At 59.4% G+C, this 22,992-nt stretch carries 20 protein-coding genes; 16 read left to right on the top strand and 4 right to left on the bottom strand.

Annotated elements, in window-relative coordinates:
* Positions 1-70 precede the first annotated feature (70 nt).
* Both M1D68_RS18210 and M1D68_RS18205 read right to left on the bottom strand, forming a co-directional pair.
* Positions 71-859, bottom strand: coding sequence for an MlaA family lipoprotein (locus M1D68_RS18210; RefSeq protein ID WP_420766941.1), 789 nt, complete (start codon positions 857-859; stop codon positions 71-73).
* Positions 852-2,150 carry a serine/threonine protein kinase gene (locus tag M1D68_RS18205; protein WP_420766940.1) on the bottom strand — a complete coding sequence of 433 codons (1,299 nt, stop codon included), beginning with the start codon at positions 2,148-2,150 and terminating at the stop codon, positions 852-854. Before M1D68_RS18205 ends, M1D68_RS18210 begins: the two co-directional genes overlap by 8 nt.
* A 427-nt stretch (positions 2,151-2,577) precedes the next feature.
* Between M1D68_RS18205 and M1D68_RS18200 the strand changes: the two genes are divergently transcribed.
* From M1D68_RS18200 to M1D68_RS18190, 3 genes are all read left to right on the top strand, one after another.
* Complete coding sequence (locus tag M1D68_RS18200) at positions 2,578-3,432, top strand: glycine betaine ABC transporter substrate-binding protein (protein ID WP_420766939.1); 855 nt, start codon at positions 2,578-2,580, stop codon at positions 3,430-3,432.
* A 316-nt stretch (positions 3,433-3,748) separates the two neighbouring features.
* Positions 3,749-4,060, top strand: a complete 312-nt coding sequence (locus tag M1D68_RS18195) for a DUF485 domain-containing protein (RefSeq protein WP_457967992.1) — start codon at positions 3,749-3,751, stop codon at positions 4,058-4,060.
* Positions 4,057-5,715: a cation acetate symporter gene (locus M1D68_RS18190; protein ID WP_434607175.1), complete on the top strand. Its 1,659-nt coding sequence runs from the start codon at positions 4,057-4,059 to the stop codon at positions 5,713-5,715. Before M1D68_RS18195 ends, M1D68_RS18190 begins: the two co-directional genes overlap by 4 nt.
* A gap of 277 nt (positions 5,716-5,992) precedes the next feature.
* Here the strand turns inward: M1D68_RS18190 and gltA are convergent, their stop codons facing one another.
* The gene (gene gltA / locus M1D68_RS18185; RefSeq protein ID WP_003172803.1) at positions 5,993-7,282 is read right to left on the bottom strand and encodes a citrate synthase; all 1,290 of its coding nucleotides are present in this window, start codon (positions 7,280-7,282) and stop codon (positions 5,993-5,995) included.
* A gap of 365 nt (positions 7,283-7,647) precedes the next feature.
* Between gltA and sdhC the strand changes: the two genes are divergently transcribed.
* The 11 genes from sdhC (at position 7,648) to M1D68_RS18130 (ending at position 21,551) form a co-directional block, all read left to right on the top strand.
* Positions 7,648-8,022 (top strand): succinate dehydrogenase, cytochrome b556 subunit, encoded by a 375-nt coding sequence (gene sdhC / locus M1D68_RS18180; RefSeq protein ID WP_024780620.1) that lies wholly within the window; start codon positions 7,648-7,650, stop codon positions 8,020-8,022.
* Positions 8,016-8,384, top strand: a complete 369-nt coding sequence (gene sdhD, locus M1D68_RS18175) for a succinate dehydrogenase, hydrophobic membrane anchor protein (RefSeq protein WP_003179222.1) — start codon at positions 8,016-8,018, stop codon at positions 8,382-8,384. Before sdhC ends, sdhD begins: the two co-directional genes overlap by 7 nt.
* Positions 8,385-8,387: 3 nt before the next feature.
* Positions 8,388-10,160: a succinate dehydrogenase flavoprotein subunit gene (gene sdhA / locus M1D68_RS18170; RefSeq protein ID WP_039594132.1), complete on the top strand. Its 1,773-nt coding sequence runs from the start codon at positions 8,388-8,390 to the stop codon at positions 10,158-10,160.
* A gap of 11 nt (positions 10,161-10,171) precedes the next feature.
* Complete coding sequence (locus M1D68_RS18165) at positions 10,172-10,876, top strand: succinate dehydrogenase iron-sulfur subunit (protein ID WP_039594133.1); 705 nt, start codon at positions 10,172-10,174, stop codon at positions 10,874-10,876.
* A gap of 262 nt (positions 10,877-11,138) precedes the next feature.
* Positions 11,139-13,970, top strand: a complete 2,832-nt coding sequence (locus M1D68_RS18160) for a 2-oxoglutarate dehydrogenase E1 component (protein WP_420766934.1) — start codon at positions 11,139-11,141, stop codon at positions 13,968-13,970.
* Between the two features lie 42 nt (positions 13,971-14,012).
* Positions 14,013-15,236 (top strand): 2-oxoglutarate dehydrogenase complex dihydrolipoyllysine-residue succinyltransferase, encoded by a 1,224-nt coding sequence (gene odhB, locus M1D68_RS18155; protein ID WP_420766933.1) that lies wholly within the window; start codon positions 14,013-14,015, stop codon positions 15,234-15,236.
* Between the two features lie 111 nt (positions 15,237-15,347).
* The gene (lpdA, locus tag M1D68_RS18150; RefSeq protein ID WP_434560075.1) at positions 15,348-16,784 is read left to right on the top strand and encodes a dihydrolipoyl dehydrogenase; all 1,437 of its coding nucleotides are present in this window, start codon (positions 15,348-15,350) and stop codon (positions 16,782-16,784) included.
* Positions 16,785-16,981: 197 nt separating this feature from the next.
* The gene (gene sucC, locus M1D68_RS18145) at positions 16,982-18,148 is read left to right on the top strand and encodes an ADP-forming succinate--CoA ligase subunit beta (RefSeq protein ID WP_003179235.1); all 1,167 of its coding nucleotides are present in this window, start codon (positions 16,982-16,984) and stop codon (positions 18,146-18,148) included.
* A complete protein-coding gene (gene sucD, locus M1D68_RS18140; RefSeq protein WP_039594137.1) occupies positions 18,148-19,032 on the top strand; it encodes a succinate--CoA ligase subunit alpha in 885 nt (294 codons plus the stop codon). Before sucC ends, sucD begins: the two co-directional genes overlap by 1 nt.
* A gap of 331 nt (positions 19,033-19,363) precedes the next feature.
* On the top strand, positions 19,364-20,677 hold the full coding sequence (gene brnQ, locus M1D68_RS18135) for a branched-chain amino acid transport system II carrier protein (RefSeq protein ID WP_434560073.1): 1,314 nt from the start codon (positions 19,364-19,366) through the stop codon (positions 20,675-20,677).
* Positions 20,678-20,813: 136 nt separating this feature from the next.
* On the top strand, positions 20,814-21,551 hold the full coding sequence (locus M1D68_RS18130) for a DUF599 domain-containing protein (protein WP_420766930.1): 738 nt from the start codon (positions 20,814-20,816) through the stop codon (positions 21,549-21,551).
* A gap of 73 nt (positions 21,552-21,624) precedes the next feature.
* Here the strand turns inward: M1D68_RS18130 and M1D68_RS18125 are convergent, their stop codons facing one another.
* Positions 21,625-21,876, bottom strand: a complete 252-nt coding sequence (locus M1D68_RS18125) for a hypothetical protein (RefSeq protein WP_457967991.1) — start codon at positions 21,874-21,876, stop codon at positions 21,625-21,627.
* Between the two features lie 147 nt (positions 21,877-22,023).
* Between M1D68_RS18125 and M1D68_RS18120 the strand changes: the two genes are divergently transcribed.
* The gene (locus tag M1D68_RS18120; RefSeq protein ID WP_434560070.1) at positions 22,024-22,500 is read left to right on the top strand and encodes a PaaI family thioesterase; all 477 of its coding nucleotides are present in this window, start codon (positions 22,024-22,026) and stop codon (positions 22,498-22,500) included.
* Positions 22,497-22,958: a PaaI family thioesterase gene (locus M1D68_RS18115; RefSeq protein ID WP_434648589.1), complete on the top strand. Its 462-nt coding sequence runs from the start codon at positions 22,497-22,499 to the stop codon at positions 22,956-22,958. Before M1D68_RS18120 ends, M1D68_RS18115 begins: the two co-directional genes overlap by 4 nt.
* The last annotated feature ends 34 nt before the right edge of the window (positions 22,959-22,992 follow it).

Raw genomic sequence — 22,992 nt, 5'->3', positions numbered from 1 at the left:
ATTAATGTTGCCTGACAGACTGCTATCGCGAGCAAGCTCGCTCCCACAGTGGTTTTGCGGTCTCCGAACGTTACTCGGCGATCTGCAACTTCCGCGACTCGGTATACACGTACCGCACCTTTTCATACTCGAACGGCGAATTCAGCTGGCCGTAGCGGAAGCTCGTCTGGTAGCGCCTGTCCACGCCGCGCAGCAACAACAGTTCCGGGTGGTTGGAGCTGACCTCCGACACGTTGAGGAAGTTGATCGCCGATTCCGCCGTGTAGTCCACCAACAAGCCCGACGTGTCGCGCAGGTTCGAAGGGCCGAAGATCGGCAGGACGAAGTACGCACCGCCCGGTACGCCGTAGAAGCCAAGGGTCTGGCCGAAGTCTTCGCTCTGGCGCGGCAGGCCCATGGCGGTGGCCGGGTCCCACAGGCCGGCGATGCCGACGGTGGTGTTGAGTAGCAGCCGCGCCGTGGTTTCCATCGAACGCTTGCCCTTGAATTGCAGCAGGCTGTTCATCAGGTTCGGCACGTCCCCCAGGTTATTGAAGAAATTGCTGACCCCGGTGCGCACAAAGCTTGGGGTGATGTAGCGATAGCCGTCGACCACGGGCAGGAACACCCACTGGTCGAAGCGGTAATTGAAGTGGTAGACGCGTCGGTTCCAGGATTCCAATGGGTCGTAGACGTTCAGCGCGTTGAGCGTCGAGCGTTCGAATTCCCGTTGATCCAGGCCCGGGTTGAACTTGAGTTTGGTCAGCGGCTCCTTGAAGCCGTCCGAGTCCACCACCACAGGCGCGTCGGCCTTGCTGTTATCGGCGTGGACCATGCCCGCGCTCATTAACGCGGCGATCAGCAGGAGGTATTTAGCCACGGAAGAACTCCAGCATGGCGTCGCTGTTGACGCGATAGTTAAGGTTGCCGCAATGGCCGCCCAGCGGGTAGACCGTCAGGCGATCACCAAAGGTCTTGCGCAGGAAGCCCAGGTCACCCGGGCCGAGGATCACATCGTCGGCGTTGTGCATGACCGCGATCTTCGGGCTGGCCTGCAAGTAATCCTTCAGTGCATAGAGACTGACCTGGTCAACCAGTTGCAGCAGGCTGCCGCCGTCAGTGCGTGCTCGCCACATCGGGATCACCTGCTCGGTGAGATAACAATCGAAGTCGCATTGCAGCGCGCGCTTGAGGAATGGCGTCAGGCTGGTGCTCTCGGTGATCGGAAACTTGGGCGGGGTGATGAGGCCGCGACGATTGATCAAATCCGAAGTAAAGGCGATGTCGGCCGCCGAGAAACGGAACGACGTGCCGATCAGCATCGCCATCTGCTCGTTGCTCAAGTGCTGCTTGGACTGCTGAAAATCGTAGAGCAGCGCATCGTTGAGGTCGATGTAGCCTTTTTGCTGGAAGTAGCGGGTCAGCTTGTTCAGGACCAGTTCATAGAACGTGGTGGTGCTGTTGATGCCCTTGACCTCGGTCTGGACCAGCTTGTCCAGGTTGGTGATCGAGGTATAGAGGTTCACCGGTGGGTTGAGCAGCAACACTTTCTTGAAGTTGAAGCTGCGTCGGGTTTCGTCCAGGTGCGCGACGAACGCTGCGTCCAGTGCGCCGAGGCTGTAGCCGGTCAGGTAGTACTCGGTCACGGGCACTTTTGGATTTTGCGCGCGCACGGCCTGCATCACTCGATACATGTCTTCGGCATCTTCCTTGGTGATGCCCGGTGTGGCGAAGCGCGAAGCGGCGCTCATGAAGTCGAAGCTGGTGGGCGAAGACAGCTGCACCACGTGGTAACCGGCCTTGTAATAGAGGCGCTTGAGGTATTCGTTGAGCGTGCTGTCATACCGCGCGCCGGTGCCGGCGATCAGGAAGATCAGCGGCGCCGGTTTGTCCTGGGTGGCCATGCGGTAGGTGAGGCTTTTCACCGGCCAGAAATTGTCCGGCAGGATGAACTCCCGTTCGGGGCGCAGGGTGACGTTGTAGTCCGCCTGGTCGATGTCTTCGTTCAGCGGCAGTTCCGGTCTAAGGTCTGGCGGCGTTGTCGCGATCGTCGCCTCGAACGGGTTGGTCAGGGGGTAGCCATAGCTGGCGGCGTCGACATCCACCGCCAGCGCGGACGCACTCAGGATAAGGCCGCCGAGGAGGGCAGCGAAGCGCAAGGAACGGAGCATGACTGGATCCCTTAGAGGAAGGTGCCGAATGAGGTTCGCAGCCTATGACCATCGAAGTGAAGCCAAGTGCCATGACGGCTGCAAAACAAGCGCGTGCGAGGCGCGACAGTAGCGGGACAATACACGTTGGAGCGTGGAGGCGGCTAGTGGAGCCGCCAGCTTCCTGGTACTGGCATGCAAAGTTTGGGCGAAAATGACCCTGCTAAACCGGTTAGATGGGTTGCTGGCTTTCTGATGTCGTTTCTCGCTGCTTCGGCGTCGCAGACAGAGCAGGTTCCAGATCGGCGCAGGTTGATGATCAGTCGGTCAGTACTCCACTGGCGTTCGGAGCGGTTTGCAGGCGAGCGTGATGGGGGCGCTGGGCACCATAACAATACGTTGAAGCCGCTCGGCATCCGCCGGGCGCAGCACTTTCGGGGAAGTAACGATGAAGATGCGACGACTCTTGGGCGCAGGTGCCGCACTGGTACTGGCGATCAGCTCCACCTTGGCCAGCGCCGAAACCAAAACCCTGAGCATTGGCTACGTTGACGGTTGGTCCGACAGCGTTGCGACCACTCACGTGGCCGCCGAAGTGATCAAGCAAAAACTTGGCTACGATGTGAAGTTGCAGGCTGTCGCGACCGGGATCATGTGGCAGGGCGTTGCCACCGGCAAGCTCGATGCGATGCTGTCGGCCTGGCTGCCGGTGACCCACGGCGATTACTGGACGAAGAACAAAGACCAGGTCGTCGACTACGGTCCCAACTTCAAGGACGCGAAGATCGGCCTGATCGTACCGGAGTATGTCAAGGCCAAGTCGCTCGAAGACCTGAAGACCGATGACTCCTTCAAGAAGCGCATCGTTGGCATCGACGCCGGTTCAGGCGTAATGCTCAAGACCGACCAGGCCATCAAGGACTACGACCTGACCGGCTATCAACTCAAGGCCAGTTCCGGCGCCGGCATGATCGCCGAGCTGACCCGTGCCGAGAAAAAGAACGAGTCCATCGCCGTCACCGGTTGGGTGCCGCACTGGATGTTCGCCAAGTGGAAACTGCGCTTCCTGGACGACCCGAAAGGCGTCTACGGCGCGGCTGAAACCGTGAACAGCATCGGCAGCAAGGAATTGGGCACCAAGGCGCCAGAAGTGGCCGAATTCCTGAAGAAGTTCCAGTGGGCCTCGAAAGACGAAATCGGCGAAGTCATGCTGGCGATCCAGGAAGGCGCCAAGCCGGACGCCGCCGCCAAGGATTGGGTCGCCAAGCACCCGGACCGCGTGAAGGAGTGGACCGGCAAGTAATCGGCCTGGTTTGACTGTTCCAAAAGCCGCATGACGTTGTGTCATGCGGCTTTTTTGTGCCCGCGATTCCTGGATTCTCCTCAAAACACTGTGGGAGCGAGCTTGCTCGCGATGACGACGCAACATTCAACAGAGATGCAAGCAGACACACCGCTATCGCGAGCAAGCTCGCTCCCACAGGAGGGTGAGTATGGAAATGTGCGGAAAACTGGCGCAACCGTCATGTCGTTCTAATACTAAGGTCGTCTGGAACCTGGCCTTCAGCCGCATAGAGTAGAGCGGTACCAAATAAATCTGTGCTGCGAGGATAAAAACAATGAACGACAGCATTTACCTCTCGATTCAAAACAGCCCGCGCTTCAAGGAGCTGGTGAAAAAGCGAGAGAAGTTCGCCTGGATTCTCTCGGCGATCATGCTAGGGCTGTATTCCGGCTTCATTCTTCTGATCGCCTATGGGCCGCATATTCTCGGGGCCAAGATGTCGCCCGAGTCGACCATCACCTGGGGTATCCCTATCGGGGTTGGCTTGATTCTGTCGGCCTTCGTCCTGACCGGCATCTACGTGCGACGCGCCAACGGCGAATTCGACGACCTGAACAATGCGATTCTCAAGGAGGCTCAGCAATGATCCGGCGTCTACTGGCTCTTTTGAGCATTGCAGCATTTGCACCGGGTGCCTGGGCGGCTGACGCCCTGACCGGCGCCGTGCAGAGACAACCCCTCAACGTCCCGGCTATCTTGATGTTCGTGGCCTTCGTGGGCGCGACCCTGTACATCACCTACTGGGCTTCCAAGAAAAACAACTCGGCGGCCGACTACTATGCGGCCGGCGGCAAGATCACCGGCTTTCAGAACGGCCTGGCGATTGCGGGCGACTACATGTCGGCGGCGTCCTTCCTTGGGATTTCCGCACTGGTATTCACCTCCGGCTACGATGGCCTGATCTACTCCATCGGCTTCCTGGTGGGCTGGCCAATCATCCTGTTCCTGATCGCAGAGCGCCTGCGTAACCTGGGTAAATACACTTTTGCCGACGTGGCGTCCTATCGCCTCGGGCAAACCCAGATCCGCACCTTGTCCGCCAGCGGCTCGCTGGTGGTGGTGGCGTTCTACCTGATCGCGCAAATGGTCGGTGCCGGCAAGCTGATCCAGCTGCTGTTCGGCCTGGACTACCACGTTGCGGTGATCCTGGTCGGCATCCTGATGTGCCTCTATGTACTGTTCGGCGGCATGCTGGCGACGACCTGGGTGCAGATCATCAAGGCGGTGCTGTTGCTGTCGGGTGCGTCGTTCATGGCCCTGATGGTGATGAAGCACGTCAACTTCGATTTCAACATGCTCTTCGCCGAAGCAGTCAAGGTTCACCCTAAAGGCGAGGCGATCATGAGCCCCGGCGGCTTGGTGAAGGATCCGATCTCGGCCTTCTCCCTTGGCCTGGCGCTGATGTTCGGTACCGCTGGCCTGCCGCACATCCTGATGCGCTTCTTCACCGTGAGCGACGCCAAGGAAGCTCGCAAGAGCGTGCTGTATGCCACTGGCTTCATCGGCTACTTCTACATCCTGACCTTCATCATCGGCTTCGGCGCGATCCTGCTGGTCAGCACCAACCCGGCCTTCAAGGACGCGGCAGGTGCCTTGCTGGGCGGCAACAACATGGCGGCGGTGCACCTGTCCAACGCGGTTGGCGGCAGCATCTTCCTGGGCTTCATTTCGGCGGTGGCGTTCGCGACCATCCTGGCGGTGGTAGCGGGCCTGACCCTGGCCGGTGCTTCGGCGGTGTCCCATGACCTGTATGCCAGCGTGATCAAGAAGGGCAAGGCCAACGAGAAGGACGAGATTCGCGTCTCGAAGATCACCACCATTGCCCTGGCAGTGCTGGCGATCGGCCTGGGCATCCTGTTCGAGAAGCAGAACATCGCGTTCATGGTGGGCCTGGCGTTCTCCATCGCGGCAAGCTGCAACTTCCCGGTGCTGCTGCTTTCGATGTACTGGAAGAAGCTGACCACCCGTGGCGCCATGGTCGGTGGCTGGCTGGGCCTGATCAGTGCCGTGGGCCTGATGGTGCTCGGCCCGACCATCTGGGTACAGATCATGGGTCACGAGAAGGCGATCTTCCCGTACGAATACCCTGCGCTGTTCTCGATGATCATCGCGTTCGTTGGCATCTGGTTCTTCTCCGTTACCGACAAGTCGGCCGAAGGCGTCAACGAGCGGGCGCTGTTCTTCCCGCAGTTCGTGCGTTCGCAGACTGGCCTGGGGGCGAGTGGGGCGGTGAACCACTGATGCAGAGGTAAGTGCTTGAAGAAATACCCCGGTCGAGAGGCTGGGGTATTTTTTTGTGTAAGGTTTATGGAAGGCAGGCCTGCCCCCATCGCGAGCAAGCTCGCTCCCACACTGGAGCACGTTCATCCTGCGGGAGCGAGCTTGCTCGCGATGGCGCCGGGTCTGCCAATGCAGTTACCGGATCAGATTAAAAGAGGCATAAACAAAACAGCCCCCGCTCTTATATAAGAAGCGGGGGCTGTTTCAGTGCAGCTTGGGACCTATCGCAAGGCAGGTCTTACTTGCGGTCTTCCAGCTTGGTGATGTCACGCGACTCGTAGCCGGTGTACAGCTGGCGTGGGCGGCCGATCTTGTACGGGCTGGAGAGCATTTCCTTCCAGTGAGAGATCCAGCCGACGGTCCGCGCCAGGGCGAAGATCACGGTGAACATGCTGGTTGGAATGCCGATCGCCTTGAGGATGATCCCCGAGTAGAAGTCGACGTTCGGGTACAGCGAGCGCTCGATGAAGTACGGGTCGGTCAGGGCGATCTCTTCCAGGCGCATGGCCAGTTCGAGTTGCGGATCGTTCTTGATCCCCAGTTCCTTGAGCACTTCGTCGCAGGTCTGCTTCATGACGGTGGCGCGTGGGTCGCGGTTCTTGTAGACCCGGTGACCGAAGCCCATCAGCTTGAACGGATCGTTCTTGTCCTTGGCCTTGGCGATGAACTTGTCGATGTTGGAGACATCGCCGATTTCATCGAGCATGGTCAGTACCGCTTCGTTCGCACCGCCGTGGGCAGGGCCCCAGAGCGCGGCGATACCGGCGGCGATACAGGCGAACGGGTTGGCACCCGACGAACCGGCCAGGCGCACGGTGGACGTGGAGGCGTTCTGCTCGTGGTCGGCGTGGAGGATGAAGATCCGGTCCATGGCCTTGGCGAGCACCGGGCTGATCGGTTTGATCTCGCACGGGGTGTTGAACATCATATGCAGGAAGTTCTCTGCATAGGTCAGGTCGTTGCGCGGGTACATCATGGGCTGGCCCATGGAGTACTTGTAGACCATGGCTGCCAGGGTCGGCATCTTCGCCACCAGGCGGATCGCGGAGATTTCGCGATGCTGGGGGTTATTGATGTCCAGGGAGTCGTGGTAGAAGGCCGAGAGGGCACCGACAACGCCGCACATGACGGCCATCGGGTGGGCATCGCGACGGAAGCCGTTGAAGAAGGTCTTCAACTGTTCATGAACCATGGTGTGGTTCTTCACGGTGCTGACGAACTGGGCCTTTTGCTCTGCGGTCGGCAATTCGCCGTTGAGCAGCAGGTAGCAGGTTTCCAGGTAGTCCGATTTTTCAGCCAGTTGCTCGATCGGGTAGCCGCGGTGCAGCAGGATGCCGTTGTCGCCGTCGATATAGGTGATTTTCGATTCGCACGAGGCGGTCGACATGAAACCTGGGTCAAAGGTGAAACGGCCCGTGGCCGTCAGGCCCCGTACGTCGATTACATCGGGACCAACGGTGCCGGTTAAAATGGGCAGCTCGACGGGGGCTGCGCCCTCGATGATCAACTGCGCTTTTTTGTCAGCCATGTGGCCTCCTATTAATGCTTGGAATCATCAGACAGACCCCCCACGCAGGGCCCGCACCACTATAGTGAGATAAATCCGAATGTCAATTTGCCTAAAGTCTTGCTCCAGAAGGCTTTAACCGGACTTTTTCCGCGAAATTGCCTGCCGTTTACGCCTTTTGCCTCATATGTGCAATGCGCTATTAGGGGAAGGTGAACGCGTTGTCATTAGTAGCCTAACTGTCTATACTCGGCCACCGACCGCCAGGGGCTTTTGGGCCTGCTTTCTTGGGGGTCGTCACTCCCTGGGTGGTGAGTACCTGACCAGTGCGCGCCCCAACAACTTTGCCCTGATTGTTAGGGGCTCTTCAGTGTGAAAAAAAAGCCGTGAAAAGCCAACGACCTGTAAACCTAGACCTAAGGACCATCAAACTCCCAGTCACTGCTTACACGTCCATTCTTCACCGTATTTCCGGTGTCATCCTCTTCGTCAGCCTGGCCATCATGCTTTATGCATTGGACAAGTCGCTCGATTCGGAAGAAGGCTTCGGTCAGGTGAAAGCGTGTCTGACCAGTCCGCTAGCCAAGCTAGTGATTTGGGGCATCCTGTCCGCCTTGCTGTATCACTTGGTCGCCGGTGTGCGCCACTTGATCATGGACATGGGCATCGGTGAGACGCTGGAAGGCGGCAAGCTGGGCTCGAAAATCGTTATCGCCGTTTCGGTGGTGGTAATCGTTCTGGCAGGAGTCTGGATATGGTAACCAACGTCACGAACCTCTCGCGTTCTGGCCTGTATGACTGGATGGCGCAGCGTGTGTCTGCGGTCGTTCTCGCGGCTTATTTCATCTTTCTGATTGGATATGTAGTCGCCAACCCCGGCCTGGGCTACGCCCAATGGCATGAACTGTTTGCAAACAACTGGATGCGTATCTTCAGTCTGCTGGCACTTGTCGCACTGGGCGCCCACGCCTGGGTCGGCATGTGGACCATCGCGACCGACTACCTGACGCAGATGGCGTTCGGCAAGTCGGCGACTGCCGTACGTTTCCTCTTCCAGGCAGTATGCGGCGTTGCGATGTTCGCTTACTTCGTCTGGGGTGTGCAGATTCTCTGGGGTATCTGATTCATGGCTAACATTCCAACGATTTCTTTCGACGCCATCATCATTGGTGGTGGCGGTGCCGGCATGCGCGCTGCGCTGCAACTGGCACAGGGCGGTCACAAGACTGCCGTGATCACCAAGGTTTTCCCGACCCGTTCGCATACCGTGTCCGCCCAGGGTGGCATCACCTGCGCCATCGCTTCGGCCGACCCGAACGATGACTGGCGTTGGCACATGTACGATACCGTCAAGGGTTCCGACTACATCGGTGACCAGGACGCTATCGAATATATGTGTCAAGAAGGCCCGGCCGCTGTGTTCGAGCTGGACCACATGGGCCTGCCGTTCTCGCGTACCGAAACCGGCCGCATCTACCAGCGTCCGTTCGGTGGCCAGTCCAAGGACTACGGCAAGGGCGGCCAGGCTGCGCGTACTTGCGCGGCGTCCGACCGTACCGGTCACGCTCTGCTGCACACCCTTTATCAGGGCAACCTGAAAGCCGGCACCACGTTCCTGAACGAGTACTACGCCGTTGACCTGGTGAAAAACCAGGACGGCGCGTTCGTCGGTGTGATCGCGATCTGCATCGAAACCGGCGAAACCACCTACATCCGCTCGAAAGCCACCGTATTGGCGACCGGCGGTGCAGGCCGTATCTACGCCTCCACCACCAACGCCCTGATCAACACCGGTGACGGCGTTGGCATGGCCCTGCGTGCTGGCGTGCCGGTGCAAGACATCGAAATGTGGCAGTTCCACCCGACCGGCATCGCCGGCGCTGGTGTACTGGTCACCGAAGGCTGCCGTGGTGAAGGCGGTTACCTGATCAACAAGCACGGCGAGCGTTTCATGGAGCGTTATGCTCCGAACGCCAAGGACCTTGCCGGTCGCGACGTCGTGGCTCGTTCGATGGTTAAAGAGATCATCGCCGGCAACGGCTGTGGCCCGAATGGCGACCACGTGATGCTCAAGCTCGACCACCTTGGCGAGGAAGTGCTGCACAGCCGCCTGCCGGGTATCTGCGAGCTGTCGAAGACCTTCGCTCACGTCGACCCAGTCGTTGCGCCGGTTCCAGTGGTTCCAACGTGCCACTATATGATGGGCGGCGTTGCCACCAACATTCATGGCCAGGCAATCACTCAGAACGCCGAAGGCGTGGACGAAATCATCCCTGGCTTGTTCGCCGTGGGTGAAGTGGCTTGCGTATCGGTACACGGTGCCAACCGCCTGGGCGGCAACTCGCTGCTCGACCTGGTGGTGTTCGGCCGCGCTGCCGGCCTGCACCTGGAAAAAGCGCTGACCGACGGTATCGAATACCGCGACGCCAGCGACACCGACATCGACGTGGCCCTCAAGCGTCTGGCTGGCCTCAACGAGCGCACCGAAGGCGAAGACGTCGCCACCCTGCGCCGCGAGCTGCAAAGCTGCATGCAGAACTACTTCGGTGTGTTCCGTACCGGCGAGTACATGCAGAAGGGTATCGCCCAGCTCGCACAATTGCGTGAACGAATCGCCAACGTGAAGATCAACGATAAGTCGCAGGCGTTCAACACTGCGCGTATCGAAGCGCTGGAGCTGCAGAACCTGCTGGAAGTGGCCGAAGCCACCGCCATCGCCGCAGAAGTGCGCAAAGAGTCCCGTGGTGCCCACGCCCGCGAAGACTTCGAAGACCGTGACGACGAAAACTGGCTGTGCCACACCTTGTACTTCCCAGGTGAAAAACGCGTCGCCAAGCGTGCCGTGAACTTCTCGCCGAAGACTGTTCCGACTTTCGAACCAAAAGTCCGGACTTATTAAGGGTGACCGCTATGTTGCAAGTCAGTGTTTATCGCTACAACCCTGATCAGGACGCCGCGCCGTTCATGCAGGACTTCCAGGTCGATACCGGTGGTAAAGACCTGATGGTGCTGGACGTGCTGGCCTTGATCAAAGAGCAGGACGAAGGTTTTTCCTATCGTCGCTCGTGCCGCGAGGGCGTTTGTGGCTCCGATGGCATGAACATCAACGGCAAGAACGGCCTGGCCTGCATCACGCCGCTGTCGGCCGTGGTCAAGGGCAACAAGCTGATCGTTCGTCCGCTGCCAGGTTTGCCGGTCATCCGTGACCTGGTCGTCGATATGAGCATCTTCTACAAGCAATACGAGAAGGTGAAGCCATTCCTGCAGAACGACACGCCGGCTCCGGCCATCGAGCGTCTGCAGTCCCCTGAAGAGCGTGAAAAGCTCGACGGTCTGTACGAGTGCATCCTGTGCGCTTGCTGCTCGACCTCGTGCCCATCCTTCTGGTGGAACCCGGACAAATTCCTGGGCCCGGCCGCCCTGCTGCAAGCGTACCGCTTCCTGGCAGACAGCCGTGACACCAAGACGTCCGAGCGTCTGGCCGCACTGGATGACCCGTTCAGCGTATTCCGCTGCCGCGGGATCATGAACTGCGTCAACGTCTGCCCGAAAGGCCTGAACCCGACTAAGGCCATCGGTCACGTACGTAACATGCTGCTGCAAAACGGCGTGTGATTCAGCTGCTGTACCCGTAGAACCGCTGTACCCGTAGAGGCGAGGGCGTGGGCTTCAACCCACGTCCTGGCTATAACCAGAACAGCCGCTCACAAAGCGGTCGTTCTTATTTTGAAGAAATGAGACAAGCAGGGGCATCCGGGCTGGTACCCGGACTATCAGCGTGATCCTAAGTGGCTTGTTTTAGTCGCTGCACTCGGACTTCTGCAAGTTTGCTCGGTGTTTTCGCCGGTGGTGTTCCCCTAATCGAGGGTGACCAAGCATGCAAGAAAGCGTGATGCAGCGCATGTGGAACAGTGCCCACCTCTCCGGTGGTAACGCTGCCTATGTGGAAGAGCTCTACGAGCTCTACCTGCACGACCCTAACGCTGTGCCAGAAGAATGGCGCACCTACTTTCAGAAGTTGCCGGCTGACGGTAACTCTGCCACCGATGTTTCGCACTCGACGATTCGCGATCATTTCGTGCTGCTGGCAAAGAACCAGCGCCGCGCTCAACCGGTTTCCGCCGGCAGCGTGAGCTCCGAGCATGAGAAGAAGCAAGTTGAAGTGCTGCGACTGATCCAGGCCTACCGGATGCGTGGCCACCAGGCAGCCCAGCTGGACCCGCTGGGGCTGTGGCAGCGTCCTGCTCCTGCAGACCTGTCGATCACTCATTACGGCTTGACCAATGCCGATCTTGATACGACCTTCCGTGCCGGCGACCTGTTCATCGGCAAAGAGGAAGCGAGCCTACGCGAAATTCACGAAGCGTTGCAGCAGACATATTGCCGCACCATCGGCGCTGAATTCACGCACATCACCGATTCCGAGCAGCGCCAGTGGTTCCAGCAGCGTCTGGAAAGCGTTCGTGGCCGTCCGACGTACTCCGCCGACATCAAGAGCCACTTGCTCGAGCGCGTCACCGCCGGTGAAGGCTTGGAAAAATACCTGGGCACCAAATACCCAGGCACCAAGCGTTTCGGCCTGGAAGGCGGCGAAAGCCTGATTCCGATGCTGGACGAGCTGATCCAGCGCTCCGGTTCCTACGGCACCAAGGAAGTCGTCATCGGCATGGCCCACCGTGGCCGCCTGAACGTACTGGTCAACACCTTCGGCAAGAACCCACGCGAGCTGTTCGACGAGTTCGAAGGCAAGAAGAAGGTCGAGCTGGGTTCCGGTGACGTGAAGTATCACCAGGGCTTCTCGTCCAACGTGATGACCACAGGTGGCGAAGTCCACCTGGCCATGGCGTTCAACCCGTCCCACCTGGAAATCGTTTCCCCGGTGGTCGAGGGTTCCGTCCGTGCGCGCCAGGATCGTCGCAACGATCCGACCGGTGAGAAGGTATTGCCAATTTCCATCCACGGTGACGCGGCATTCGCCGGTCAAGGCGTGGTCATGGAAACCTTCCAGATGTCCCAGACCCGCGGTTTCAAGACCGGTGGTACGGTTCACATCGTCATCAACAATCAGGTCGGTTTCACCATCAGCAACCCGCTGGACTCGCGTTCCACCGAGTACGCAACCGACGTCGCGAAAATGATCCAGGCGCCGATTCTCCATGTGAATGGCGATGACCCGGAAGCCGTGCTGTTCGTGACCCAACTGGCCATCGACTACCGCATGCAGTACAAGCGCGACGTGGTGATCGACCTGGTCTGCTACCGTCGTCGCGGCCACAACGAGGCCGACGAGCCAAGCGGCACCCAGCCGCTGATGTACCAGCAGATCGCCAAGCAGCGCACCACCCGTGAGCTGTACGCCGAGCGCCTGACCCAGAGCGGTGTGCTGGATGCCGAGCGCGTCCAGGAAAAAGTCGATGAATATCGCAACGCCCTGGATAACGGCCTGCACGTTGTGAAGAGCCTGGTCAAGGAACCGAACAAGGAACTGTTCGTGGACTGGCGTCCTTACCTGGGCCACGCCTGGACCGCTCGTCACGACACGCGCTTCGATCTCAAGACCTTGCAGGAACTGTCCGCCAAGCTGCTGGAAATCCCGGAAGGCTTTGTGGTCCAGCGTCAGGTCGCGAAGATCTACGAAGACCGGCAAAAGATGCAAGCCGGCGGCCTGCCGATCAACTGGGGTTACGCCGAAACCATGGCGTACGCGACCCTGGCGTTCGAAGGTCACCCGATTCGCATCACCGGCCAGGACGTAGGCCGCGGCACTTTCTCGCACCGTCACGCGGCGCTGCACAACCAGAAAGACGCCAGCACCTACATCCCGCTGCAACACCTGTACAAGGGCCAGCCACGTTTCGACCTGTACGATTCGCTGCTGTCCGAAGAAGCCGTCCTGGCGTTCGAATATGGCTATTCCACCACCGAGCCGAATGCGCTGGTGATCTGGGAAGCCCAGTTCGGCGACTTCGCCAACGGTGCCCAGGTGGTTGTCGACCAGTTCATCACCAGCGGCGAGCACAAGTGGGGTCGTCTCTGCGGCCTGACCATGCTGTTGCCACACGGTTATGAAGGGCAGGGGCCGGAGCACTCTTCGGCACGTCTGGAGCGTTACCTGCAACTGTGCGCCGAGCACAACGTCCAGGTTTGCGTACCAACGACCCCGGCGCAGATCTACCACCTGCTGCGTCGTCAGGTCATCCGTCCGCTGCGCAAGCCGCTGATCGTGCTGACACCGAAGTCGTTGCTGCGTCACAAACTGGCGATTTCCACGCTCGAAGACCTGGCCGAAGGCTCGTTCCAGACCGTCATTTCGGAAATCGATACCCTGGACGCAGCGAAGGTGACCCGCCTGATCCTGTGCAGCGGCAAGGTCTACTACGACCTGCTGGAAAAACGTCGTGCCGAAGGCCGCGAAGACATCGCCATCGTGCGTATCGAGCAGCTTTACCCGTTCCCGGAAGAGGACCTGATGGAGGCCATCGCGCCTTACACCAACCTCACCCATGTGGTGTGGTGTCAGGAAGAACCGATGAACCAAGGCGCGTGGTACAGCAGCCAGCATCACCTGCGTCGCAGCATCGGCAACCATAACAAGGCCCTGGGCCTTGAATATGCCGGCCGTGATGCGTCTGCCGCACCTGCTTGTGGTTATGCATCGATGCACGCCGAGCAGCAGGAAAAACTGCTGCAAGATGCCTTTACCGTTTAATGCCTTCGCGCACCTGAAACCGAATTTAAGGAACCACAGATAATGGCTATCGAGATCAAAGCCCCCACTTTCCCGGAATCGGTTGCCGATGGCACCATTGCCACCTGGCACAAAAAACCGGGCGACGCGGTCAAGCGCGACGAACTGATCGTCGACATCGAAACCGACAAGGTCGTGTTGGAAGTACTGGCCGAAGCTGACGGCGTCCTGGGCGCTATCGTCAAGAACGAAGGCGACACCGTGCTGTCCGCTGAAGTCCTGGGCTCCATCGAAGAGGGCGGTGCTGCCGCCGCCGCTCCAGCCGCCGCTGCCGCACCGGCTGCTGCTCAAGCCGACGCGCCTGCTGCCTCGGGCGAAGACGATCCAGTCGCCGCTCCGGCCGCTCGCAAGCTGGCTGAAGAAAACGGCATCAACATCGCTTCCGTTGCCGGTACCGGCAAAGGCGGTCGCGTGACCAAGGAAGATGTGGTTGCCGCCGTTGCCGCCAAGAAAGCCGCTCCAGCCGCTGCCCCGGCCAAGCCAGCCGCGCCTGCCGCTTCCGCGCCAGTGTTCGCTGCCGGTGACCGCGTCGAAAAACGCGTTCCGATGACCCGCCTGCGTGCCAAGGTCGCCGAGCGCCTGGTTGAAGCCCAGTCGAACATGGCGATGCTGACCACGTTCAACGAAGTCGACATGACCGAAGTCATGGCCCTGCGTTCTAAGTACAAGGACCTGTTCGAGAAGTCCCACAACGGCGTACGCCTGGGCTTCATGTCGTTCTTCGTCAAGGCTGCCACCGAAGCGCTGAAACGCTTCCCGGCCGTCAACGCGTCGATCGACGGTTCCGACATCGTCTACCACGGCTACGCCGACATCGGTGTTGCGGTCTCCAGCGACCGTGGCCTGGTGGTTCCGGTCCTGCGCAACGCCGAGCTGATGAGCCTGGCCGAAATCGAAGGCGGCATCGCTACCTTCGGCAAGAAGGCCCGTGACGGCAAGCTGTCCATCGAAGAGATGACCGGCGGTACGTTCACCATCACCAACGGTGGTACATTCGGTTCGATGATGTCGACCCCGATCGTCAACCCGCCGCAAGCGGCTATCCTGGGCATGCACAACATCCTGCAGCGTCCGATGGCGATCAACGGTCAGGTCGTGATTCGTCCGATGATGTACCTGGCTCTGTCCTACGATCACCGCCTGATCGACGGCAAAGAAGCCGTGACGTTCCTGGTAACCATCAAGAACCTGCTTGAAGACCCGGCTCGTCTGCTGCTGGATATCTGATTTTCGCCGCGAGGGCCGGTCTGTCGACCGGCCTCTTGCTGAAACAACCGGTTTCGTCCCTCGACGGTCATCACAAGTGATCGTCCGGTTTGATTCGAAAAGGAATGACTCATGACTCAGAAATTCGACGTGGTAGTGATTGGTGCGGGCCCTGGTGGCTACGTAGCGGCCATCAAGGCTGCGCAACTGGGCCTTACCACTGCCTGCATCGAGAAATACACCGACAAGGAAGGCAAACAGGCCTTGGGCGGTACTTGCCTGAACGTCGGTTGCATTCCTTCCAAGGCGCTGCTGGACAGCTCCTGGAAATACAAGGAAGCGAAAGAAAGCTTCAACGTTCACGGTATCTCTACCGGTGAAGTGAAAATGGACGTCGCCGCGATGGTTGGCCGCAAGGCTGGCATCGTCAAGAACCTGACCAGCGGTGTCGCCACCCTGTTCAAGGCCAACGGCGTGACCTCCATCGAAGGCCACGGCAAACTGCTGCTGGGCAAGAAAGTCGAAGTGACCAAGCCGGACGGCTCGGTTGAAGTGATCGAAGCCGAAAACGTCATCCTGGCGCCAGGCTCGCGTCCGATCGATATCCCGCCTGCTCCAGTCGACCAGAATGTGATTGTCGATTCCACCGGCGCCCTGGAATTCCAGACCGTGCCAAAACGCCTGGGCGTGATCGGCGCTGGCGTGATCGGCCTCGAGCTGGGTTCGGTATGGTCGCGCCTGGGCGCTGAAGTGACCGTGCTCGAAGCCCTCGACACCTTCCTGATGGCCGCTGACGCCGCGGTTTCCAAGGAAGCGCTGAAGACCCTGACCAAGCAAGGCCTGGACATCAAACTGGGCGCCCGCGTGACCGGCTCCAAGGTCAACGGCGACGAAGTCGTGGTGAACTACACCGACGCCAACGGCGAACAGACCATCACCTTTGACAAGCTGATCGTGGCCGTCGGCCGTCGTCCAGTGACCACCGACCTGCTGTCCGCCGATTGCGGCGTGGAAATCGACGAGCGTGGTTTCATCGCGGTCGATGACCATTGCGCAACCGCCGTACCGGGCGTCTTCGCCATCGGCGACGTGGTTCGCGGCATGATGCTGGCCCACAAGGCTTCCGAAGAAGGCATCATGGTCGTCGAGCGCATCAAGGGCCACAAGGCCCAGATGAACTACGACCTGATCCCATCGGTTATCTACACCCACCCGGAAATCGCATGGGTTGGTAAAACCGAGCAGGCCTTGAAAGCCGAAGGCGTTGAAGTTAACGTCGGCACCTTCCCGTTCGCCGCCAGTGGCCGTGCCATGGCAGCCAACGATACCGGTGGTTTCGTGAAAGTCATCGCCGATGCCAAGACGGATCGCGTATTGGGCGTTCACGTCATCGGCCCAAGCGCTGCCGAGCTGGTCCAGCAAGGCGCGATCGGTATGGAATTCGGCACCAGCGCCGAGGACCTGGGCATGATGGTCTTCTCCCATCCGACCCTGTCCGAAGCCTTGCACGAAGCGGCCCTGGCTGTGAATGGCGGCGCCATCCACGTGGCCAACCGCAAGAAGCGTTAATAGATAATAAGAAACCACGGCGGTATCGGCCCGTCGTGAGCCTTGCGCGCAAGACTCACCGCGGAATGTCCGCTGGACGCAGTCTTGCGTAGCAGCACCGGTTGACCGGAACGCTACGCAAGCAGCAGTCACAGGTGGTGCGGCACCACAACGGTGCAGCACCGAATGCGCAGTACCTAACGAAGACGGTAATAAGCATGAATCTTCACGAGTATCAGGGTAAGCAGCTGTTCGCTGAGTACGGCCTGCCAGTATCCACCGGCTACGCTGTAGACACCCCGGAAGCGGCAGCAGAAGCTTGCGACAAAATCGGCGGCAGCGAATGGGTCGTCAAAGCCCAGGTTCACGCCGGTGGTCGCGGTAAAGCGGGCGGCGTCAAGCTGGTTCGCAGCAAAGAAGACGCCAAAGCCTTCGCACAGCAGTGGCTGGGCAAGCGTCTGGTGACCTACCAGACCGACGCCAACGGTCAGCCAGTCACCAAGATCCTGGTTGAATCGTGCACTGATATCGCTAAAGAGCTGTACCTGGGCGCTGTCGTTGACCGTTCGAGCCGCCGCATCGTGTTCATGGCTTCCACCGAAGGTGGCGTGGACATCGAGAAAATCGCTCACGACACCCCTGAGAAAATCCTCAAGGCCACCATCGATCCACTGGTTGGCGCACAGCCGTTCCAGGGTCGCGAGCTGGCATTCCAGCTGGGCCTGGAAGGTAAGCAGGTCACTCAGTTCGCCAAGATCTTCGTAGGCCTGGCCAAGCTGTTCCAGGACCACGACCTGGCACTGCTGGAAGTGAACCCGCTGGTGATCAAGGCCGACGGCGATCTGCACTGCCTCGATGCCAAGATCAACATCGACGCCAACGCCATGTACCGTCAGCCTAAGCTGAAGACTTTCCACGATCCGTCGCAAGACGATCCGCGCGAAGCGCACGCTGCCAAGTTCGAACTGAACTACGTAGCCCTGGAAGGCAACATCGGCTGCATGGTCAACGGTGCCGGCCTGGCCATGGGTACCATGGACATCGTCAACCTGCACGGCGGCAAGCCAGCCAACTTCCTCGACGTGGGCGGCGGTGCTACCAAGGAACGCGTTACCGAAGCGTTCAAGATCATCCTGTCCGACACCAACGTCGCTGCAGTACTGGTCAACATCTTCGGCGGCATCGTTCGTTGCGACATGATTGCCGAAGGCATCATCGGCGCCGTGAAAGAAGTCGGCGTGAAAATCCCGGTTGTTGTTCGCCTCGAAGGCAACAACGCTGAGCTGGGCGCTAAAGTACTGGCAGAAAGCGGTTTGAACATCATCGCTGCTACCAGCCTGACCGACGCTGCTCAACAAGTCGTTAAAGCTGCGGAGGGCAAATAATGAGCGTCCTGATCAACAAAGACACCAAGGTTATCTGCCAGGGCATTACCGGTTCGCAAGGTAGTTTCCACACCCAGCAAGCCATCGAGTACGGCACCCAGATGGTTGGCGGCGTAACTCCGGGCAAGGGCGGCACCGAACACCTGGGCCTGCCTGTCTTCAACACCGTGAAAGACGCCGTAGCGGCCACTGGCGCCACCGCCAGCGTGATCTACGTTCCAGCTCCTTTCTGCAAGGACTCCATCCTTGAAGCAGCGTTCGGCGGCATCAAGCTGATCGTTTGCATCACCGAAGGCATCCCGACCATCGACATGCTGGAAGCCAAGGTCAAGTGCGACGAACTGGGTATCACCCTGATCGGCCCTAACTGCCCAGGCGTGATCACTCCAGGCGAATGCAAGATCGGCATCATGCCAGGTCACATTCACTTGCCAGGCAAGGTCGGTATCGTTTCCCGTTCCGGTACCCTGACTTACGAAGCCGTGAAGCAGACCACTGACGCCGGTTTCGGTCAGTCGACTTGCGTCGGCATCGGCGGTGACCCGATCCCAGGCTCCAACTTCATCGACATCCTGAAGCTGTTCCAGGAAGACCCGAAGACCGAAGCGATCGTCATGATCGGTGAGATCGGCGGTTCCGCTGAAGAAGAAGCCGCTGCCTACATCAAGGCCAACGTGACCAAGCCGGTTGTTTCCTACATCGCGGGTGTGACTGCTCCTCCGGGCAAGCGCATGGGCCATGCTGGCGCAATCATCTCTGGCGGCAAAGGCACTGCAGACGAGAAGTTCGCTGCGCTGCAAGACGCAGGCGTGAAAACCGTGCGTTCGCTGGCAGACATCGGCAAGGCCTTGGCCGAGCTGACTGGCTGGGAAATGAAGAAGTAAGCTTCGGCTGACTTTTTTGTTTCAGCAACAAAGGCCACCTTCGGGTGGCCTTTGTCGTTTCTGGCATTGGGTCGCGTTTGCCCTTGTGCGAACCCGGTTAGCTGGAAAAATAGATACGTAAACGCGACACAGAAACGTCGTGTATCGGATAGTTCGCCCTGTAACAGTGCGTTTTTCCGCCAAATTCGTTAGTCTGGCGGCCAATTTTGCGACCGCGGCCCACAAGGCGGCGATGCGCTCAACGGGTCGATCCCATACGGGTCGGCAGCATTTCCCTCACCCTTCAGGGAAATCCCTCTCTAAATTCCGATTCAGTAGTGTGGTTTCCTTAATGAAAGTGTTGAAAGGTCAGGACATCCTGGCGCTTGGTTTCATGACATTTGCCCTGTTCGTCGGGGCCGGCAATATCATCTTCCCGCCTATCGTTGGTTTGCAGTCCGGGCCTCATGTCTGGATGGCGGCGTTGGGCTTCCTGATCACTGCGGTTGGGTTGCCGGTGATCACCGTCGTTGCGCTGGCGAAAGTCGGTGGCGCGATGGACGCGTTGAGCAGCCCAATCGGCAAGATTGCCGGTGGCTTGCTGGCGGCAGTTTGCTACCTGGCGGTCGGCCCGCTGTTCGCCACGCCCCGAACCGCCACCGTATCGTTTGAAGTAGGCCTGGCGCCGCTGACCGGCGAAAGTCCGTTGGCGCTGTTTCTCTATAGCGCGGTGTACTTCCTGCTGGTGTTCTTCATTTCGCTCTATCCAGGACGCCTGCTCGATACCGTCGGGCGCTTTCTCGCCCCGCTGAAAATCATCGCCCTGGCCGTGCTCGGCATCGCTGCGTTTGCCCTGCCCGCAGGCGATATCGGCGTGGCGACACCCGAGTACGTGGCGGCTCCGTTTTCCCAAGGCTTCATCAATGGTTACCTGACCATGGATACCCTTGGCGCTCTGGTGTTCGGCATTGTTATCGTCAACGCCATCCGTTCTCGGGGCGTCGAGTCGCCGGCCTTGATCACCCGTTACGCCATCATCGCCGGGCTGATTGCCGGTGTGGGGCTGGCGCTGGTTTATGTCAGCCTGTTCCGCCTGGGCTCCGGTAGCCACGAAGTGGCGGTGGGCGCGACCAACGGCGCCGCTGTGTTGCACGCCTACGTACAGCACACCTTCGGCAGCCTGGGCAGCGGCTTCCTTGCGGTGTTGATTTCCCTGGCATGCCTGGTGACCGCCGTCGGCCTGACCTGCGCCTGCGCCGAGTACTTCAGCCGTGTACTGCCGCTGTCCTACAAGACCTTGGTGATCATCCTCGCGGCATTTTCGCTGCTGGTGTCCAACCTGGGCCTGACCAAGCTGATTGCCTTCTCGATCCCGGTCCTGACTGCGATCTATCCACCTTGTATCGCGCTGGTGGCCCTGAGCTTCTGCAAGGATTTCTGGCACGAGCAAGGTCGGATTGTCGGCCCGGTCATGCTGGTGTCGTTCCTGTTCGGCTTGATCGATGCGCTCAAGGGGGCAGGGCTGGCGGATTGGATGCCGGCGCAACTGGCCCATCTGCCGTTGAGCGAGCAAGGCCTGGCGTGGCTGGTGCCTTCGGTCATGACCCTGGCGGTCGCTGTGGTGTGCGATCGGTTGCTGGGCAAGCGCAGCGAAGCCTTGGCTTAAGCGTCTCGCTGCAGCTCACCGATAAGACCGAAATGCCCCGTATCAGTCGATACGGGGCATTTTTTTGCCCGCGGTGTCTCCCACAGGGTTCGCTGATACTATTGCCACCGATTTTGTTTCTGCCACAGGGAATTGCATGTCATTCATCCAAGCCAACCTGATCCATCTTCTGGCCGCGGTATGGTTCGTCATCTGCTGGGCCGGTTATACCCGGTATGCCTCTTGGAAGGCTCGCGACACGGCATGCCTGGCCAGCGTTATGCATTTGTACCGTGAAGACTGGATGCGACGCATGTTGCTGCGCGACAACCGCATCGCCGACGCCAGCGTGATCGGCAACCTGGAGCGCAACGCGTCGTTTTTTGCCTCCAGTACGTTGATTATCCTGGCGGGTATCCTGACGGTGCTCGGAGCGTCTGATCGAGCGGTTTCGTTGCTGGCTGACCTGCCGCTGGTGCAGCAGGCCTCCCAAGGCATGGCGGAAGTGAAGCTGCTGTGTCTGGCGTTGGTGTTCGTCTATGCGTTCTTCACGTTCAGCTGGTGCATGCGCCAATACAATTTCGCCGCCGTCCTGGTGGGGTCGGCGCCGATGATCGGTGAGCGGCACGTGTCCGAGCTTGAGCGCAAGGCCTTTGCTTCGAGGGCGGCGCGGGTTATTTCCATGGCGGCCAACCAGTTCAACTTCGGTTTGCGTTCCTATTATTTCGGCATGACCATGTTGGCCTGGTTCGTCAGCCCGTGGTTGTTCATGTTGATGAGCGCCGGCGTGGTCTTTGTGTTGTATCAGCGCGAGTTCCATTCGGACGTGCTGGACGTCATGGTCTATACGCCTACCGAGGCACCAGCGCCCGAAACCGGCAAGGAAACCGCCTGACGGCGTGACTGGTTGAATCGCAGGCAAAAGAAAACCCGCACCAGGCGGGTTTTCTTTTACTGCTAAAACCGTATCAGTTGGTTTTAGGCGCGTCGGCAGGGGTTTGTTCCTGTTGCGCGGCATTGTTCGATTCAGCCTGATCTTTGGCGGCTTCGGCGTTTTCTTTCGCCGCGTCGTTCACTTTATCCTGTGCTTTGTTCATGTCTTGCTGAGCTTGTTCAGCGTGTTGTTGGGCATCTTGAGCCTTGTCCTCGGATTTTTTATCGCAGGCAGCGAGACCGAGAGAGGCGGCCAACATCAAGGCAATAGCTAAAGTCTTACGCATGGGGTGTTTCTCCTTATGGATATAACTACTGGCCTTTTGAACCGTGCCCTCAGGGTTAAGTTCCTCTCGCTCGTTAGATATATAACTTTGCACACCGATGGAACTTTGCCGGGTGCACCTGAAAGTCCCTGAAGGAGTTATCGGTCAATGGCTGAAGATCCCGTTTTTGAGCGCGCGACCCGCTTTTTATCGGCGCTCAGGCATTGCCACGTGCTGGGCATCAAACTGCACAGCGCCAGTCGCGATGGGTTGACGCTGGAGTTGCCCTACAGCGCGCATCTTGTCGGCAATCCCCTGACGGGCATTGTCCATGGCGGAGCGCTGACTTCATTGATGGACACCGCCTGCGGCATGTCGACCTTATGTGTACTGCCGCAATTCGAAGTCTGCCCGACATTGGACCTGCGCATCGACTACATGCACGCTGCCAGGCCCAACAAGGCCATCTATGGTTTCGCCCAATGCTATCGGGTGACGCCGGATGTGATTTTCAGCCGGGGATTTGCCTATCAGGATGATCCCGAGCAGCCCATTGCCCACGTTGTGGGTACTTTCATGCGCCTGGGCGACAACGCCCGAGGACTCAAGGGAGGCGGCCCCACGGCTGCCGCGCTGACACCATGACCGATCTTACCGAGGTGCAACTGCGCCAGGCTTGCGAGCAGGGTGACGTCGCGATGCTGCTGGCTTCGATTCCCTATGCGCGGCTCATCGGCGTCGAATGCACCCGCCAGGGTGATGATCTGCTGTTTCGCCTGCCGGCCAATAAAGACAACATCGGTAACCCTTTACTGCCCGCTATCCACGGCGGGGTCATCGCCGGATTCATGGAGCTGTCGGCCGCCGTTCATCTGCTGATTGCCACCCGTGCGACCGGTGTGCCGAAGATCATCGATTTTTCCCTGGATTACCTGCGTGCCGGGCAGTTCCGCGACACCTTTGCCCGGTGCCAGGTCTGGCGCCAAGGGCGGCGCGTGGCCAACGTGGCGGTCACGGCCTGGCAAGAGTCCGAAGCCGAACCCATTGCCACCGCCCGTGCCCATTTCAAGATCCCGGCGCCCTCCAGGCCGAGCGGCCCTTGAAATCATCAACGTTGCCCCCACCTTGTGGACATCC

It is taken from the genome of Pseudomonas sp. R4-84 (assembly GCF_054130985.1).
Note: the sequence above shows the minus strand (reverse complement) of the source record. Positions and strands in the feature narration are given on the sequence as shown.